General features: G+C 59.6%; 13 protein-coding genes and 1 pseudogene. 7 read left to right on the top strand and 7 right to left on the bottom strand.

Going from position 1 to position 16366, the window contains the following annotated elements:
- Positions 1 to 6: 6 nt before the first annotated feature.
- Complete coding sequence (locus O2S87_RS11105; protein ID WP_475408858.1) at positions 7 to 666, top strand: BUD32 family EKC/KEOPS complex subunit; 660 nt, start codon at positions 7 to 9, stop codon at positions 664 to 666.
- Between the two features lie 78 nt (positions 667 to 744).
- Here O2S87_RS11105 and O2S87_RS11100 read toward each other — a convergent pair whose 3' ends face one another.
- Entirely contained in the window at positions 745 to 1584 is an 840-nt protein-coding gene (locus tag O2S87_RS11100; RefSeq protein ID WP_475408857.1) for a hypothetical protein, read from the bottom strand.
- 143 nt (positions 1585 to 1727) lie between these two features.
- Positions 1728 to 3524: an ABC transporter ATP-binding protein gene (locus O2S87_RS11095; RefSeq protein ID WP_475408856.1), complete on the bottom strand. Its 1797-nt coding sequence runs from the start codon at positions 3522 to 3524 to the stop codon at positions 1728 to 1730.
- A gap of 482 nt (positions 3525 to 4006) precedes the next feature.
- Here O2S87_RS11095 and O2S87_RS11090 point away from each other — a divergent pair, with 482 nt between their 5' ends.
- Complete coding sequence (locus O2S87_RS11090; RefSeq protein ID WP_475408855.1) at positions 4007 to 5011, top strand: DUF1616 domain-containing protein; 1005 nt, start codon at positions 4007 to 4009, stop codon at positions 5009 to 5011.
- Positions 5012 to 5348: 337 nt separating this feature from the next.
- On the opposite strand, the gene O2S87_RS11085 is transcribed toward O2S87_RS11090, so the two are convergent.
- Positions 5349 to 6527: a glycosyltransferase gene (locus O2S87_RS11085; protein WP_475408854.1), complete on the bottom strand. Its 1179-nt coding sequence runs from the start codon at positions 6525 to 6527 to the stop codon at positions 5349 to 5351.
- A 229-nt stretch (positions 6528 to 6756) separates the two neighbouring features.
- Between O2S87_RS11085 and O2S87_RS11080 the strand changes: the two genes are divergently transcribed.
- The gene (locus O2S87_RS11080; RefSeq protein ID WP_475408853.1) at positions 6757 to 8625 is read left to right on the top strand and encodes a hypothetical protein; all 1869 of its coding nucleotides are present in this window, start codon (positions 6757 to 6759) and stop codon (positions 8623 to 8625) included.
- 67 nt (positions 8626 to 8692) lie between these two features.
- On the opposite strand, the gene O2S87_RS11075 is transcribed toward O2S87_RS11080, so the two are convergent.
- Positions 8693 to 9352 (bottom strand): HAD family hydrolase, encoded by a 660-nt coding sequence (locus O2S87_RS11075; RefSeq protein ID WP_475408852.1) that lies wholly within the window; start codon positions 9350 to 9352, stop codon positions 8693 to 8695.
- A gap of 73 nt (positions 9353 to 9425) precedes the next feature.
- On the opposite strand from O2S87_RS11075, the gene O2S87_RS11070 reads away from it, so the two are divergent.
- Together O2S87_RS11070 and O2S87_RS11065 are read left to right on the top strand one after the other, a co-directional pair.
- A complete protein-coding gene (locus tag O2S87_RS11070; RefSeq protein ID WP_475408851.1) occupies positions 9426 to 10421 on the top strand; it encodes an ATP-grasp domain-containing protein in 996 nt (331 codons plus the stop codon).
- Positions 10422 to 10633: 212 nt separating this feature from the next.
- Entirely contained in the window at positions 10634 to 10828 is a 195-nt protein-coding gene (locus O2S87_RS11065; RefSeq protein ID WP_475408850.1) for a hypothetical protein, read from the top strand.
- 24 nt (positions 10829 to 10852) lie between these two features.
- Here the strand turns inward: O2S87_RS11065 and O2S87_RS11060 are convergent, their stop codons facing one another.
- Positions 10853 to 12145, bottom strand: a complete 1293-nt coding sequence (locus tag O2S87_RS11060; protein WP_475408849.1) for a carbohydrate-binding protein — start codon at positions 12143 to 12145, stop codon at positions 10853 to 10855.
- A 476-nt stretch (positions 12146 to 12621) separates the two neighbouring features.
- Between O2S87_RS11060 and O2S87_RS11055 the strand changes: the two genes are divergently transcribed.
- Entirely contained in the window at positions 12622 to 13551 is a 930-nt protein-coding gene (locus O2S87_RS11055; RefSeq protein WP_475408848.1) for an NAD-dependent epimerase/dehydratase family protein, read from the top strand.
- A 6-nt stretch (positions 13552 to 13557) separates the two neighbouring features.
- On the opposite strand, the gene aglM is transcribed toward O2S87_RS11055, so the two are convergent.
- Positions 13558 to 14847, bottom strand: a complete 1290-nt coding sequence (gene aglM, locus O2S87_RS11050; protein ID WP_475408847.1) for a UDP-glucose 6-dehydrogenase AglM — start codon at positions 14845 to 14847, stop codon at positions 13558 to 13560.
- Positions 14848 to 14936: 89 nt separating this feature from the next.
- Positions 14937 to 15475 (bottom strand): annotated as a pseudogene (locus tag O2S87_RS11045) (DNA-3-methyladenine glycosylase family protein).
- Between O2S87_RS11045 and O2S87_RS11040 the strand changes: the two are divergent.
- The gene (locus O2S87_RS11040; RefSeq protein ID WP_475408846.1) at positions 15401 to 15895 is read left to right on the top strand and encodes a PGF-pre-PGF domain-containing protein; all 495 of its coding nucleotides are present in this window, start codon (positions 15401 to 15403) and stop codon (positions 15893 to 15895) included. The pseudogene O2S87_RS11045 and the gene O2S87_RS11040 sit on opposite strands and share 75 nt — an antisense overlap.
- The last annotated feature ends 471 nt before the right edge of the window (positions 15896 to 16366 follow it).

Genomic DNA, 16366 nt, shown 5'->3' with positions numbered 1-16366 from the left:
TGCACGATGGAACGGACGGATCCCGAGTTCGAGCGGATCGATAAAGTAGGGACGGCGCAGTTTTTCGTCTCCGAGGACAACTGTTATTTCAAAAAGCGGGTCGATCGTGAGTCGGCGATCCTGACCAAGGAGTTCGAGAACTTACGACGCGCCAATGACATCCCATCGATCGATGGACTGGAGTTTATCAGGCCTGTCGACGTCTCCGGGCAGTCACTCATTACGGAGTACGTCGACGCTGAGAGCTTACTGGACCGACTGTTGCCGGATGCCTACGAGCGGTTCGGGAGCCGGTTGCGGAAGCTCCATGAGCTGGGTCATACCCACAGTGAACTGCAGTTCAACGACGTACTGTACGACGGCGAGACGTTTTATCTCACCGATTTGGGGTATCTCGACGAGCGGGACCCCATCCACGATCTGGTCTCGCCGAAAGTCGGTCTCGAGGTGTTCAAAATCAAACGCCCGTGGCGGTGGCGGCAGTATGACCGCTGCTTCGATCGGTTTCTACGGGGATACGGGCACGAGAACGTAGATCTGGACCATTTCGACGACTTCTATAATCACTATTTCCAGAAACGAATAAACACGTACAAAAGCAGGGACATCTTAGGCTGGCGTTTCTATCTCGTCTCGACGCTACGAAAGACGGGCCTCATACGGTAGGACTCCTTGATCCGTTATAGGTCTCCGTCGGATCGGTTGGTCGCTCGTGACGGTCGACTCCCGTTCAATATCTCAAGATCAGTCGCTCCTCGAGAGGTCCTCCAGATCGGCGTGTGAGGGATAGTCATCGACCTCACCGCTTCGGATCGCGTTCCGGAGTCCTTGCCACTGTTTGTGTCGAACGATGACGTACACCGGGATCTCGTCGATCCCGGCGAGACAAGCCATCATGAGTCGGTGTTTGCCGTCCGAGTTCTGTAACAGCTCGCCGTCACGGCCGATGTTGACCATCACCTCCGCGTAGTCCTTCCGCCAATCGGGGATGTCGTTTACCTCGGCCTGCCGACGGTAGCCGTTCGTCGTGATATCGTTCCAGACCCGATCGAGTCGAGCACAACGGTCACGTACGTCCTGTCGGGACGAACAGCGATGCCACGTCGATTCGCCCCGGTCGACGCGGTCGAACTGCTGCTGGACGAACGTCGTGTCAGCCCACGGAAGACCCTCTTGGAAATGGGATTTGAAACAATCGTACAGTGTGCTATGGAACTCCCGGAAATTCACACGCTGACGGTCCCACGGCCCGTCGTACACCCGGTTCCGTTCGTCCCACCAGTAGAAGTAGCCGACATCCCGGTCAGGATCGTCGAGTCGGAGTTTGTATCTGATCTTCTCGGGGGCGACGGTGATGATCTTGTATGGGTTCGCATCACTGAACTCCGACGGAGAGCGATAATGCCGATACCGGTGTAGCAGTTTATCTGCTGGATGATGTATCTTCCCGGCGAATCGATTCTTGAACAGGACGTATGACACAGCTTTTCGGGTAAACCCGGCAAACCCGACACGATCATACGCCTCGTATGCCCGCTCCGGGAAGGTCGGTCCACGAGACTGTTCTGTGCTCCGTAATGCCATACTATGGAAGTAGTCGACCGGTGGTAGCCGGTTTGTTAGGTACGCATTACCGGATTGCAACCCGCGGTTGGGTGGCACTACGATCCAATACTGCTTACGACAGTTGTGCTCCGTCGGCGACCCCACTGGTAGACGTGTCTCGCCTACGGGCCGACCTGCGTCTGATAGAGACTTGCATACTGTCCGTCCTGAGCGAGGAGTTCACCGTGGTGGCCGGACTCTTCGATCCGTCCGTCCTCGATGGTGTAGATACAGTCGGCGTTCTCGACGGTCGACAGTCTATGGGCGATAGCGATCACCGTATACTCCTGATCCATCGCCTCGATCTCGCGTTGGACCTCCCGTTCGAGGTTGGTATCGAGGTTGCTCGTAGCCTCGTCGAGCACGAGCACGTCAGCGTCCTTCAGCAGCGCGCGGGCGAGGGCAACACGCTGTTTCTGCCCCCCTGAGAGCTGGACGCCGTCGTCGCCCAGTACGCTGTCGAACCCCTCGGGCAGCTCTTCGAAGAACTCGTCGACCTTGGCGATCCGACAGACCTCCTCCAGCTCAGCTCTGGAAACGTGATCCCGATCGAAGGTGATGTTGAATTCTAGGGTGTTGTCGAAGATGTAAGGGCTCTGCCGGACCACCGCGACATTCGAACGCCACTTGTCGATGTCGAGTTCGTCGAGCGGAACGTTTCCGATTTCGATCTGCCCGCTTTCGACCGGGTACATTCCCAGCAGGAGCGAGACGAGCGTCGACTTGCCGCTGCCGGAGGTGCCAACAAAGGCAACGAACTCATCTTCGTGGATGGTCACCGAAAAGTCCTCGAGGACGGTCTCGCTGCCATCGTACGAGAAGGTGATATCCCGGTATTCGATCGCGTCGATAGGCGAAGGGACCGGCCGGTCGCCGCCAACCTGCTCGCGTTCGGTCGACAGTTCGTCGATGAACTGTTGGGTTCTGATGACGTGCGGGAGATCGCCCTCAATCTGGTAGAGCCTCTGATTGAGGGTGCTCACTCGGGGTGCCAGCCGGAACATGGCGAAGAAGAATAGCGCGAGGTTGCTGAGCGACAGCGAGACGATGGTGATCGCGATATAGATCAGGATGAAGACCGTCACCGCACTCAGCCAGTTGTAGACGTTCGTGATCAGCGCGTCGTTGCGCCGGAGTTTGATTGAGGCACGCGTGAACGTGTTCACGGCGTCCTCGAAGGCACCGAAGAACCGATCGCGGAGTCCGAACAGCTTCACGGCCCTGATCCCCTGTGTTCCGGCTTGGACGGACTCCTGAATCCGTTCGTTGGATTCAGCGACACGGTCGCCGATGTCGTACCCTGGCTCGATGACGTTCCGGACGAGGTAGGTCATCCCGCCGAGCAGTACAATCGCCATAACCGTCATCAGTGGTGCGAGGTAGAACGCGATCCCCAGATACATCATCGAGAGCAGTAGCTGCTGAAACATCTGGACGATCCGTTTGATCGACCGTCCGGCATAGAACGTTTGGGTGATGATCGCGTTGAGGATCTCGTCGGAGCCCCGGGTGTCGAAAAAGGAGATTTGAGCACTGAGGGCGGCGTCGTAGGCCGACCGCTGGAGCTCGCGGATGTACTGTGTCCGGAGAGACTCACGGAGGTACGCGACAACGAAACTCGTCATGTACCGCACGGTGATCACCGAGATCAATCCGGCGACGATGTATTCGAGCGTGAACGGGATTCCCAACAACTCGTAGACGGTGAGGAACCCGCCAACGATTCCCGACGGATTTTCCCCCGAGGGTCCGTTCTGCGCGACTTCGATGACCGGCAGTATGAGCGCCATCCCGACTCCCTCGAACAGTGCCGTAACGACCCCGAAGACGACGATCAACGAGACGAGCTTCGGATCGTAGGAGGCGATAATGCGGAGCGCATGGAGCTTGTCGCGGACGCCGATATCCGAATCCGACATCAATTCCACCCAGCTGCCTGCTCGTGTCGTCTCAGTTGTCGTGTGTAGACGCGCTCCGAGCGGTCGACTCCCCGAGTGCGTACTGAGAGCCCCCTCTGATCACGACCTGACTCCCGCTTCGGTTGGTGGATCCATCGACAGTGGTGTCGCTGTCGACGGTCGGGTCCCCTCGACCAGCGACTCCTAACGATCGTCGCTCTCCTCTCGCCCGGCGTTCTACCCAACGTGTGACTGTCCATCGGCGTGCCGTAGACCAACCACCAACTAAAGAATAGATCGACTACTCGGAGTAGGTACTCCCAAACGCTGTCTCTTGTCCGAGCAGTACCCACTGACGGCGCAGCGGCCGCGGCCGAGTGGCCCCTTTCGATCGCGTTCTCGGTGCTCGTCGACCTATGCCATACCAAACGACCGTTTATGTCAGTTGTACTGGCCAGAAGGGAATCTATACTTATTGGGAACGGTGGTGAGGTCTGGGATCAATGGCCGACTCTGTCATCGACGCGCGGACGTGGAACCGGCTCGGCAGCGACCTCGCGATCCTCACCGTACTAACAGTCGTGATAAGCGCGATGCAAACGTCGCTCCTTCCGGTTCGGGAGTCCGTTCGGGCGGTAAGCGGGCTCCCGTTCCTGTTTGTGCTCCCTGGGTATGCGCTCGTTTCTGCCCTCTTCACCCGGTCAGAACCGATCCTCGCGCGATCTGACGACTCAACCGCGGGGTTCTTTGGCCGGTTCGCAGCCGACGAGTCGGATGAAGCCCGGATACTCGTCCGGCTCACATTGTCGTTGGCTGCAAGCGTCGCTGTTTCGAGTCTCGTCGGGATCGCCCTCGGGGCGACCGTCGGCTTTACCACCGATCGGTTCGCCATCGGACTTACGGCTGTGATCGTCGGCTGTGTCCTCATCGCCCTTGGTCGACGAGCGAGTCTTGACCCCACCGATCGGTATGTGCCTGCCGTCGGGAGCCACCTCGTCGCAGCCGCCCGCTCGATCGGTCGCGGGGGACCGGTCGGCGGGTTAGTGCGGCTTGTTGTGATCACGAGCCTACTGGTATCGATGGGGAGTGCCGCGTACGCGGTTTCGGTTCCACAACAGGGTGAGACGCCTACTGAACTGTATCTGCTGACCGAAAATGAGAGTGGGGATCTCACTGCTAGCGGCTACCCCTCCGAGCTTCCCATCGACGACCAAGACAACCTCCAGTTCGGTGTTCGGAACGGTGAAATGACCGAGACCCGGTTTACCGTCGTTGTAACGATTGACCGGGTTGCCTCGACTGGTAACAGCTCCGTCGTCATCGAACAGTCCGAAGTCGACCGGTTTTCGAATACGCTTTCCCCCGGCCAGTTGTGGCGGCAACAGTACGAGGCCGACGCCCAGCTCAACGGCTCGAATCTCCGACTCACACACTACCTCTACCGTGGGGATGCACCGGACGAGCCGACTGCTGAAGGGGCCGACCGTGTCGCGTACGTTCACCTCTAGGGAGAAGAGGGCGGCCAGGTCACCACAGAGAATACGCAGGGAACGGATACGGATGGGTAAATTAACGAAGGCGAATCTCGATCCGATTCCGAAACCGAGCGGTCCGATGACGATAGCGAACAAACAGACGATGACGGCGGATCGCCGGACGACGATACGGAGTCAGACGACGATACGGAGTCAGACGACGATACGGAGTCAGACGACGATACGGAGTCAGACGACGATACGGAGTCAGACGACGACACGGAGTCGGATGGAGAAGACGCCGAGTCGGACGATGAAGACACTAAGTCAGATGATGGCCCCGAATCGGACAACGACTCCACACAGTCGATCAACGAGAGAGAGTAGTCGTCGCAACCCGGCCTAGTGGTCGTTTTTCAGCCGTGATTTGTTCGTATATTTCGTGGTAAGCGTCGACGGTTCGCTCGATCCCGTACCGAGTAGTCACGCGGGCGAGACACGCCTCTGCCAGCTGTGCTCGACGGTCGACATTCGTGAGCGTCGACATCGCATCGGCGATCTCCCCCGGCGATTTCGGCGGGACCAGGAGGCCGGTCTCGCGGTCGACGAACTCCTCAATACCGGGCACGTCGGTGCCGATGATCGGGAGTCCCGAAGCCATCGCTTCGAGCAGCGTCATCGGCATCCCCTCGTAGATCGAGACCTGTGCGTAAGCGTCGGCGGCTGCGTAGTAGCGGTGAATCGCCTTGGGTGGAACGCGACCGACGACCGACACGGAGTCGCTCAGCCCCCGGTCGTCGACCGCCGCTTCGAGCCTCGATTGCTGTGGACCGCCGCCCACGATTGCCAGATGAATGTCCGGCTCGGCTGGTCGATCCATCAGCCGGTCGACCGCCCGAATCAGATCGAGTTGGCGTTTGGCCTTGATACAGCGTCCGACGTGTAGAACGAGCATCTCGTCGGTCAGGCCGAGGTCTGCTCGCAGTCCGCTCCCGTCCGCAGTCCGGAGCTGTTCACGAAATGCCGTCACGTCGATTCCATTGTAAATCGTTCGTGCTGTCGTGGGATCGGTTTCTCGGTCGGCGAAGGAAGCAGCAACCGCATTGGAGACGTACACCGTCGTGTCGTCGTACCGCCGTGTGGCGGCTTCGAGCCTCCGTTCGATCGGATGATAGTTCTGCTGGACGCTGTGGTGGGTCGTGACGACCGCGGCATCCGCTCGCTGGCCAGCGAGCCGGGCGAGCACTGCCCCATACGGCAGGTGGCCGTGGATAACGTCGAACTCGTGGCTCCCGAAGTACGTGATCGTCCGTGCGATGGGGCGGGGATCGAACTGTGGGGGATCGATTCGGGCTCCCAAGTCGACCATATCGACACCCTGTGTCTCGAACGTCGCCCCGAGTTCGTTCGGTCCACCGGCGAAACAGACCGTGTAGCTGACGTTCGATCGGTCGTCCAACTCGGTGATATTGCGGAGGAGCGTCTGGGCCCCCCCGGTATCGAGGTGGTTGATGAGAAAACACACGTCGAGTGGTTCGTGGGCTGCCATTGGCTTAGTCGATAGCTGAACGGGCATCGTTACTCGTCTCCTACCGGTCGGAGATTCGTCCAGCGCCGCCTGTCCCCGCCTCAGACGTGCTTCCTCCCGCGGGAGAGTCTCTTGCCAGATACGAGCCCGATACTAGTCGATGCTTTCTCGGGTTCCGATCGGACAGTCAGTGGCTAACTTTGCAGGTGGATCGGTTTGTCGGCCGTATACGCAGTCTTGACCACGACATATGACACAACGAACGCCACACACGAATCTGTTCAGGCACCTACGTGCGGTCACCACTTTTAGCAGCAGTACGGTTCGGACACTGCTCCTATTGCTTACCGGATGCAGTAATGCGGGCGTCGCCATCTGGCTGGTGATCACGCCGCCCGCAACGACCTACGAGGGGTCGATCTACGCAGCGTATCCGACCGCGCTGTGGGTCCTGTTTCTGCTCGGCCTGTCGACTGCCATACTACTCGTGCTCCGTTCGGCCATTGTGGGTGGGCGCGACTGGATCTATGGCGTTACGTTTATCTGTTCGCTGTACGCGCTTTTCCATCTGATTCCATTGTTCCGGGGGTGGGCGATGTACGGGCGTGGTAGTGCGGACGCGTTGGCCCACCTCGGAACCGCAAAACAGATCACCGAAACCGGGGCGATCCCCGCAAACGACTGGTATCCAGCCATTCACGTCCTGATCGCCGGGCTTGATGCGTTCGGTATCCGGCTGGAGGCAGTTACCTCGGTATTGTCAGCGTTTTTCACGCCGCTGTATATCCTCTCGATGTATCTGCTCGGCCGAACGATACTGGGTGATCGGAACGCGGGCCTCGCCGTGTTGGTCTGGAGTGTGCCGCTCTTCTACCGGGAGTTCCACCACTCGCTGCACCCCGCGATCTTCTCGTTTTTGCTCCTGCCAGTGGTCCTCGCGCTGTTTGTGGGTGCCTACAATAGCGACCGGCGGCGCTCGCATCTCGTATTACTCGTCATCTTCAGCCTGACGTTCCTAATGTTCCATCCGATCACGACCCTTTATCTGATCGGCTTACTCAGCCTGTCGTTGGTGGTTCGTTTCGTATACGGTCGACTCACGAACCAGTCGCTCACCTACACCTTCGAGGCGGTGTTTGCGGTCGGGCTGACCGTCGGATGGCTCGCATGGTTCCTCCAGTTCGCACAGATCCAGGAGTTTGCCGGGCGTGTACTCAGCTCTAACAGCGACAGTGGGAGCGGTGGGGGGAGCAGTGAAAGTGAGGGTACCGAAACCGTCGCGGACACGATCTTCGGCCAACTCCGGAGTGTCGACGGTGTCGAGCAGTTGGTAACCGGGTTCGTCACGAACTACGGACCACAGTTCGTCATAGGACTGCTCGCAGGAGTCGCCGTGCTCAGCGCGGTCGGTTGGTATCTCTCGACACGGGAGTACTCACCCGCCGAAGCGTGGCTCACGACCCAGTTCGGTGCTGGTGTCGGCCTCGCAGTCGTCGGGATATTCTTCTATATTGTCGCCTCTAACCCGATCCGAAACGCCCGGTATATGATCCTGTTTGCAACGCTGCTCGCGGGAACCCTCCTCTATCGTTCGCTCGCTGGTCGGCTGTCGTGGCCGTTCGGACGCGGGACGGCGGTCCAACTCCTCATTGTGGTGTTGCTCCTCTCGACAGCGGGGCTCTCGGTGATGACTTCCTACAACGACAACTACCATCTAACGTATGCCGAACAACAGGGAACCGACTGGTTCTACGACTACCAGTCTGACGAGGCTGTCGGTGCCGCCGCCGACATGAGTTACAAGATGCGGGAGTATAGCGTCGGCGGCGATTTCGGGGTGTCGAAGTTCCGTGAGTTCGGCAGCGAATCCGCGACGCTCGATAGGGGGTTTGGATATGCCTCCCACGAATCGGTTGGCACGGCCGTCGACGGCTACGAGACCTACATCGTGACCAAACCGTACGACACGGAGGTCCCGAAATCCCTCGATCCCTCGGTTCGTGATCAGTACACCTACTACTCCGAGTCCGATCTCCAGCGACTGGGCACCGACAGGGGTGCTGACAGGATCTACGCCAATGGTGGGTACACGATCTGGTACGTCGACCCGGAAACGTAGCCCAAGACGGGACCGGATAGGCTGGCTCAGATGAGCTACTCATCCCGGCGAGCAGCCTTTGTTGCGCCTACACAGCCGACTGTTCCCGCCGAAGCACACCCGGAACCACATCCAGACTGTCGACCTCGTGATCCGGTTCGGTTTCTTCACTCGCTGCCACCGACGCATACTGGCCGCGCCGGACCCGGACTGTCAACATTCCCATTCGGTTGGGTTGGGCGAAGTCGACCGCTGGCCTGTCGCCGACAACAGCCGTCGCTGCTGGCGTTGCGTCCAGCTCCCCGAGCACCGCCCCGAACGGCTCGGGCCCGCGTTTCGACCAGCCGCGGTCCGGCGCGACGATGACGGCATCGAAGTAGTGGGCCATGCCAAGACGGTTGAGTTTCGCTTCTCCATTGGTCCCGCCGGTCACCACAGCGAGGTCGTACTCCAGCTGGAGGCCTTCGAGCGTCGGCTCGGCATCGGGAAACGGGACGATTGGGGCTTTATTCCTGTGGTAGGCAGCCACTAACTCTGGGACGAGGTCGGTCGACAGCCCGTGTTCATCAAGGACCCGATCGAAGGTCCGTTCGGTGAGCCCACGCCCGAAGTACGCCGCCAACAACTCCGCGGCGATGTCGACGCCGGTCTCGTCTTCGATAACGTTGGCCGCAGCAAGCAACCCGGCGCGGACGTACTGCCGGTCGTCGAACAGCGTCCCGTCGAGATCGAAGCAGATCGCATCCATGAGAGAGACTCCGGCCGAGAAGGACTTCAGTAAGCGGTGTACAACTATAGTATCCCGTTCGATCTACTTACATATGGTAACCATTCTGATCACCGGTGCTGGCGGCGCTGCTGGCATCGGTGCGATAGGCTCGCTCAGTGATACGACCGATCACGAGCTGGTCGCCGTCGATATGGATCCCGAGGCTGCCGGGCTCTTTATGACCGACGCGGCAGCAAGAGTTCCCCGTGCCACCGCTGGCGACTGGGTCGACGTGATGGCACAAGTCGCCCGAAATCACGCGGTCGATGTTATCGTCCCAACGGTCGACGAAGAACTCCCACGGCTCCCGGAGCTTCGGACAGTACTCCCCGAGGTCGGAGTCGTGGCACCACGACAGGACGTGATCGAGATCGCACGCGACAAGTACCGGACCACCCGCCTACTCGAAGCGGCTGGGCACACGGTCCCCCGAACGTGGCTCGGAACTGTCGCTGCCGAGGTCCCTGCTAAGGCATACCCACTGATCGGGAAACCCCGCGTTGGACGTGGGAGTCGCGGGGTCGAACGACTCGACAGTCAAAGTGATCTCGATATTTTCCTTGCGGCGGTCGACGATCCCGAGAGGGTCATCGTTCAGGAACGAATTGTTGGCACCGAGTACACAACGAGCGTCGTCGCTACCAGTGATGATCGCCTGCTCGGAACGGTCCCGAAGGAGGCCATCGAGAAGCAGGGCTCGACAGTTCGCGGGGTAACTCGTCACGCGTCTGCGGTCGACGCGGCGTGTCGCGGCATCCACGACACGCTTGAACCGGCTGGTCCGATCAACATCCAGCAGATCCTTCACGATGGAACGGCCTACACTATCGAGATCAATCCACGCTTCTCCTCGACGGCGTGTCTGACCGTCGCCGCGGGCGTCGACGAACTCGACCTTCTTGTTCGGGACGCCGCAGGAGAGGTCGTCGAGTCGACTGGCGAGTTCGAGCCAGAGACGCACCTCATCCGATATCTCGACCACGTGACCGTCCCTCAGGAACGGCTCGAACCCACCACCGATGAACCGCCAGCGGAACCGACCCGATAGATAGTAAAAGGATCCTACCAGCGAGTAGGCGGTGCTTACTGAATCCGTTCGAGTTCGACGCTGTCGACGGTGCCGAAGACCTCACCGGTGGCCTCGATTCGGAGCGCGGTCGAGCCCGCAGGGAGGCTAATGCATTCGGTTACGATTGCCCACGTCCTCCACGCGCCGGTCGAGTAAACGGTGAGTTCTTGTTAGTTATCGCCAGCGGTGAGATGGCCGGTTTGGTCGTCGGCACCGAGGGCGTAGCGGATCATGAGTTCGAACTGGTTGGACGCTGGGTTGTCGATATCCCACTCGACGGAGCCGTCGGACTGATAAAAATTGGCGAAGCCGTCGCCGGTGTAGCCGTCGTGTTCGGTCTCAAAGCAGGCGTTGTTGAGCTCACTCTCACTAGGGAGGAGCCGTAACGAGTTTCACGTCTCCTCTGGGTTCTACTTACGAGGTATGAGTGTGGCCGCGTCGACGTTGCCGAAGTCCTCTCCGGTGGCCTCGATGCGTAGCGTTGAGGTTCCTTCCGGAAGGGTAACGCGCGCGGTCGTTGCCTCCCAGTTCGTCCACGCGCCGGTCGAAGGGGCGGTGAGTTCCTGCTGGCTCCCGTCGGCGGTGAGCAGCCCGGTCCGGTCGTCGGCTCCGAGGGCGTACCGGATCGTGAGTTCGTACTCGGTGGTGGCTGCCGACTCGACGTCCCATTGAACATAGCTGTTCGAGCGGCCGAAGTTGACGAAGCCATCGCCGACATACCCCGTGTGTTCGGACTCCAAACTGGCGTTTTTGAGTTCGCCGTCCCGTGCCATCAGGAGCTTCGTCGTCGGTTCGTCGGTCAGTTCGTCGGCCGGTTCGTCGGTCGATTCCTCTGTCGTGACTCGATCCAGGTCGACGCTGTCGACGTTGCCGAAGTCCTCACCGGTGGCCTCGATGCGAAGCGTCGAGGTACCCTCCGAGAGGCTAATGCGTTCGGTTACGGTTTCCCACGTCGTCCACGCGCCGGTCGAGTCGACGGTGAGTCCCTGCTGGATCCCGTCGACTATGAGCTGGCCGGTCCGGTCGTCGGCACCGAGGGCATACCGGATCGTGAGATCGTAGTCGGCGCTCGATTCGGTCTTGACTTCCCACTCGACGGCACTGTCAGCCTCGCGGAAGTTGACGAAGCCGTCGCCGGTGTAGCCCGTGTGTTCGGACTCAAAGCGAGCGTTGACGAGCTTGCCATTCCGTGGGAGGAGCGTCGTCTCAGACTCTAGGTCCGCTGTGGCGGTTCGGGTCGTAAACTGTCGTTCGGTTCCTGTATCGGTGCTTCCGTTGCTTCCGGCGGCAACGATGCGGAAGATGTAGTCTGTTCCGGGTGTAAGCCCTCCTATAGAGGCGGTGACCTTTTCGGTAGCAGAAAGAAGCTGTGAGTCTGTCGTTTCCTGGAGACCATCGCTAATCGGTCCCCACTCGAAGCTGACCTCTGCGCTGGTAGCTTCGCCGAGATCACTGAGCGTTCCGGTGAGCGTCGCCTCAGTCTGACCGACATCCGTTGCGCTGTCGGTACTGACTGCGACCGGACTGTCGACACTTGGGGTTCCGTACGCTCCGTAGCCATAGCCGCCGAGTCCGTACCCGCTCGGCTCGGCTGTCGTCGCTGCGCTGACGACCCCGCTCTGGAGTCCTATTACGGCAGCGCCGACCGAGACACTTGTGAGTTTCAGATACGACCGTCTGTCGAATTCGTTGGGAGTAGGCATAGATTATCGTTCGGTAATGGTCGGACTACTGGCCCGACACGGCAGTAGGTTCCAGCATCCATATTTAAACCTTCTAAAAATGTTAGTATTAAATACATAAATAAATATTATCACACAAGTAAAATACTCTATATTTTTTGTGTTTACTACTATCTGGTATGTGAAAAATTCCACCTATTAACCACATGAGTGTATGGATCGTCGACTGCGGCAACCCGACTCGCGTTCGACATAGTCGGGTTAGTAATGAACTTCTAACTACCGAAAAGCAGTAGGTAGATATTGTTAGTTTGGTTGTATGGGAAGCTAACGCTTGGTATGAGGTTCCTAATCGGCCGGTGTCGACCCTGGGCCAGCGGTTCATACACGAGACCGTCTCGCATCGGGATCATAGGTGTGTATTTATTCTTCTTCGATTCCAGAACGATCCAGTTGCAGGTCCATTACATTATGTCGTGGTCTGATAGACCGGCTCGATGCCTGACTACGAATTCGCTGGGAAGACGGTTCTCGTTACGGGTGGTGCGGGGTTTATCGGGAGCCACATCGTCGAATCGCTGGTCGACCGCAACGACGTACGCGTGCTCGACCACCTGTCGACTGGTTTGCGGAGCAATCTCCCCGCCACTGTGGAATTGATCGAGGGCGATATCTGCGACCGCGAGACGGTGGCGGCGGCCATGGAGGACGTCGACATTGTCTTTCACGAAGCCGCGATGGTCAGTGTGCCAGCCTCCGTCGAACAGTCCATGGTCTGCCACGAAACGAACGGGACTGCAACACTGAATATCCTCGAAGCGGCCAGTGCCAACGATAGTCGCGTCGTTTTCGCGTCGAGTGCGGCGATCTACGGCCACCCTGATGGGATTCCGATCCCCGAGGCGGCCCCGAAACGGCCCGCTTCCCCCTACGGACTCGAAAAACTCACGGGCGACTACTACATGCGGATCTACGCCGAGCGGTACGGGCTTGAGACGGTCTCGCTTCGGTATTTCAACGTCTACGGCCCCCGACAGACCGGCGGCCAGTACAGCGGAGTCATCAGCACGTTCCTCGATCAGGCGAGGTCGGGCGACCCGATCACCGTCGAGGGCGACGGCGAGCAAACCCGGGACTTCGTCCACGTCGACGATGTCGTCCAAGCCAACCTCCGTGCGGCAACGACCGCGTCGACCGGGACCAGCTACAACATCGGCACCGGCTCCAACATCACGATCCGCGAGCTGGCCGAAACAGTCCAGCGGGTCACCGACACAGACTCGGAGGTCGTCCACGTCGACCCACGACCCGGCGATATCGAACGGAGCGAAGCTGACATCACGAAGGCCCGCGAGGGGCTAGGCTACACGCCGACAGTGACGCTCGAAGACGGCTTGTCGCAGTTGGTCGACTCTCGTCGGTCGTAGGACCATCTACCACGTCAGTCCGTCGTAGGTGATCCCGTCAGTCGGCTCGACGATCCGACGGCCGTCGACGACGACCGGTTCGGTCATCGCCTCGAACTCGATGTCGAGGTCCGCGAACTCCTCCCAGCCGGTGACGACGATGGCACCGGCGGCCCCCGCAAGGGCTTCCGCGGCGCTGTCGGCGTACTCGATGTCGGGGAACCGTTCGCGCATATTTTCGGTCGCAACGGGGTCGTAGCCGACGACGATCGCCCCGCGTTCGAGCAGGCCGTCGATGATCGGGATTGCCCGCGAGTTCCTGATGTCGTCGGTTTGGGGTTTGAAACTCAACCCTAGGACGGCGACCTGCCTGCCGTCTACGTCGACGTGCTCGTCGAGCAGGTCGAGCAGTCGCACCGGTTGGCGATCGTTCACGTGGACGGCTGCCTCCAGTAGGTGCGGTGTGTACTCCTCGCTTCGGGCGGCGGCTATCAGTGCTTCGACATCCTTTGGGAAACACGAGCCGCCCCAGCCGACACCCGACCGTAGGAACCGCTCGCTGATCCGGTCGTCGAGTCCGACGGCGTCCAGCACCTCGTAGGCGTCAAGGCCGAACTCCTTGCAGACGTTACCGAGGTCGTTGGCCAGCGAAATCTTCGTCGCCAGAAACGCGTTGTTGGCGTACTTAACCATCATCGCCGTCTCGGGGTCGGTCTCGACGATCGACACCCCGTCCCCCACGAGTGGCTCGTAGAGTTCGCGGAGCGTTGCTGTGGCCCACTCCGAGTCGGTGCCGAAGACGAGCTTGTCGGGATCGAGGAAGTCCGAGACGGCACTCCCTTCGCGGAGGAACTCGGGATTGGTCGCCAACTCGACCCGGCCTGCTACTTCGCCCAGCCCCTCGTCGAGTGCCGCTCGGACCTCGGCGATTCCCGGCGGGGTGATCGTCGACTTCACGACGACGAGATGTCGGTCCCCACGTTCAACATCAGCGAGCGACTCGCCGAGGGCTTCGGCGGCCGCCGAGATCCCATCGAGATCAATGTGGCCGTTGGTTTCGGAGGGGGTACCCACCGCGAGGAAGGTCATGTCGCCCTCGTCGACCGCGTTGTAGGATGTCGTCGCGCGAAGTCGGTCGCCGCTGTGGGTCGACAGGAGATCGTCGAGGCCGGATTCCGACACCGGTGGCTGTCCGTCGTTGATCGTCTCGACGATCACGGGGTCGATATCGATTGCCGTCACCTCGTGGCTGAGATCCGCGAGACACGCCGAGAGCGTCGTCCCGACGTACCCGCTTCCGATCACTGAGATATTCACACCGAAGCACCAGTTCGAAGACATAAGAGTATACCCTACCTACCAGTGTGATCAGCGACGCAAAACGGGGTCGACCGATCCGACCAGCTTCAGGACTCCGATTCATATGTGGCCCACAGGTATCGTGTCGCGACGCTCCGATACGGCCGCCACTGTTCGGCGAACTCGCGCATCTCGCCGCGCGTCAGCTCGGTGGGGTCACCGTATAACTGCTCGCTCGTCTGACGGCGAGACTACCGAGCGGCAGGATGTCGGGATGCCGGAGGACGAACAGCAGGTACATTCGGGCGGTCCACTTGCCGACACCGGTGATTTCGGTCAACCTGTCGACGACCTCGGCGTTCGAACAGTCAGCTAGCCCCGCCCCTGTAAAATCGTCTTCTCGGAACGCGCGGACGGCGTTCCGCAGGTAATCGACTTTCCGTTCCGAGAGCAACGACGGCCTCAGACGACAGTCGACGTCGACAACGCGAAGCGAGATAGAGCGGTCATCATCGGCCATAACGACGGCGAGTCGCTGGCCCGCAACGGCTGAACCAGTGTCGACCTGGTGATGATCACGACGGACCAGAACCGAGACAACGCGGTCGGTGTGCGTCTCAGCACCTTGGTCTCGGAAATCGACCAGTCGACCGACGACCTGTCGACGGAGCCCGGCGAAACCGTCCTCAGCTACTTCACTATCGAGCCAGATCTCAATCCCGACGACATCGGAGCCAAAACAACGACGTTTAGCGTCTCGCCCGATCTAAATGCCGAACTCACGAACGACACCGACAACAGTACGGTGAAGTTCTACGTCTTCGACAATGGCGAGTGGAGGCCCGTCGAAATCACACGGGTCGGCCCGCGAGCCGCCGATGGGCGTATCCAGTACGAAGCCGACACGTTCGGGCAGTCGACGTTTGCCGTGGGTATCAGCGAGACGGAAACTGATGCCGGAGAACCGCTGATCGACGACTACGCTGACGAGGAGGAGCCACCATCGACCGATGACGGTGACGAAGAGCCATCACCAACTGATGACGAAACCCAGGGTTTGGCCTGATCGTCCTTGTGAGCCTGGCCCTCCTGGCTCGTCACTTCAGATCATAGTCACTCACGCGTATCACGTGATGATGGTCCCCGAGTCGACCGGGCGAGCCAAAAACCAGCGGTGGTTCCGCCTCAGGGTCGCGGCGGTGTACCCTCGTAGGTCGCGTGGTTGGTATAGAAATTCAGAATCACTAACTTCAGTTTTTTCAGAGTGAATATTGACCAAATCCTCGCGCTCTTCCACTGGGAATCTCTTGCAAACGCATTAGAAGGTGCCCGCGGGTGAGTTCTTGCACAGTTGGTCATATTGGCCAATAGCTGGCATCAAATATTGTGCAAGATACGCGCGTTCTATTCCTGTCTCTTACCCACAAATACTATTCCCGCTGCTGAAGGACTGAAATCAGCATGAACAGCACTCTGCAACAGGGATCGATGGATTTCAGTAGTGATTACTCATTCCCTGAAATGGACATATCAAGCC

This window comes from Halohasta sp. A2 (assembly GCF_056175805.1).
This window is presented reverse-complemented; position numbering and strand designations above follow the sequence as displayed.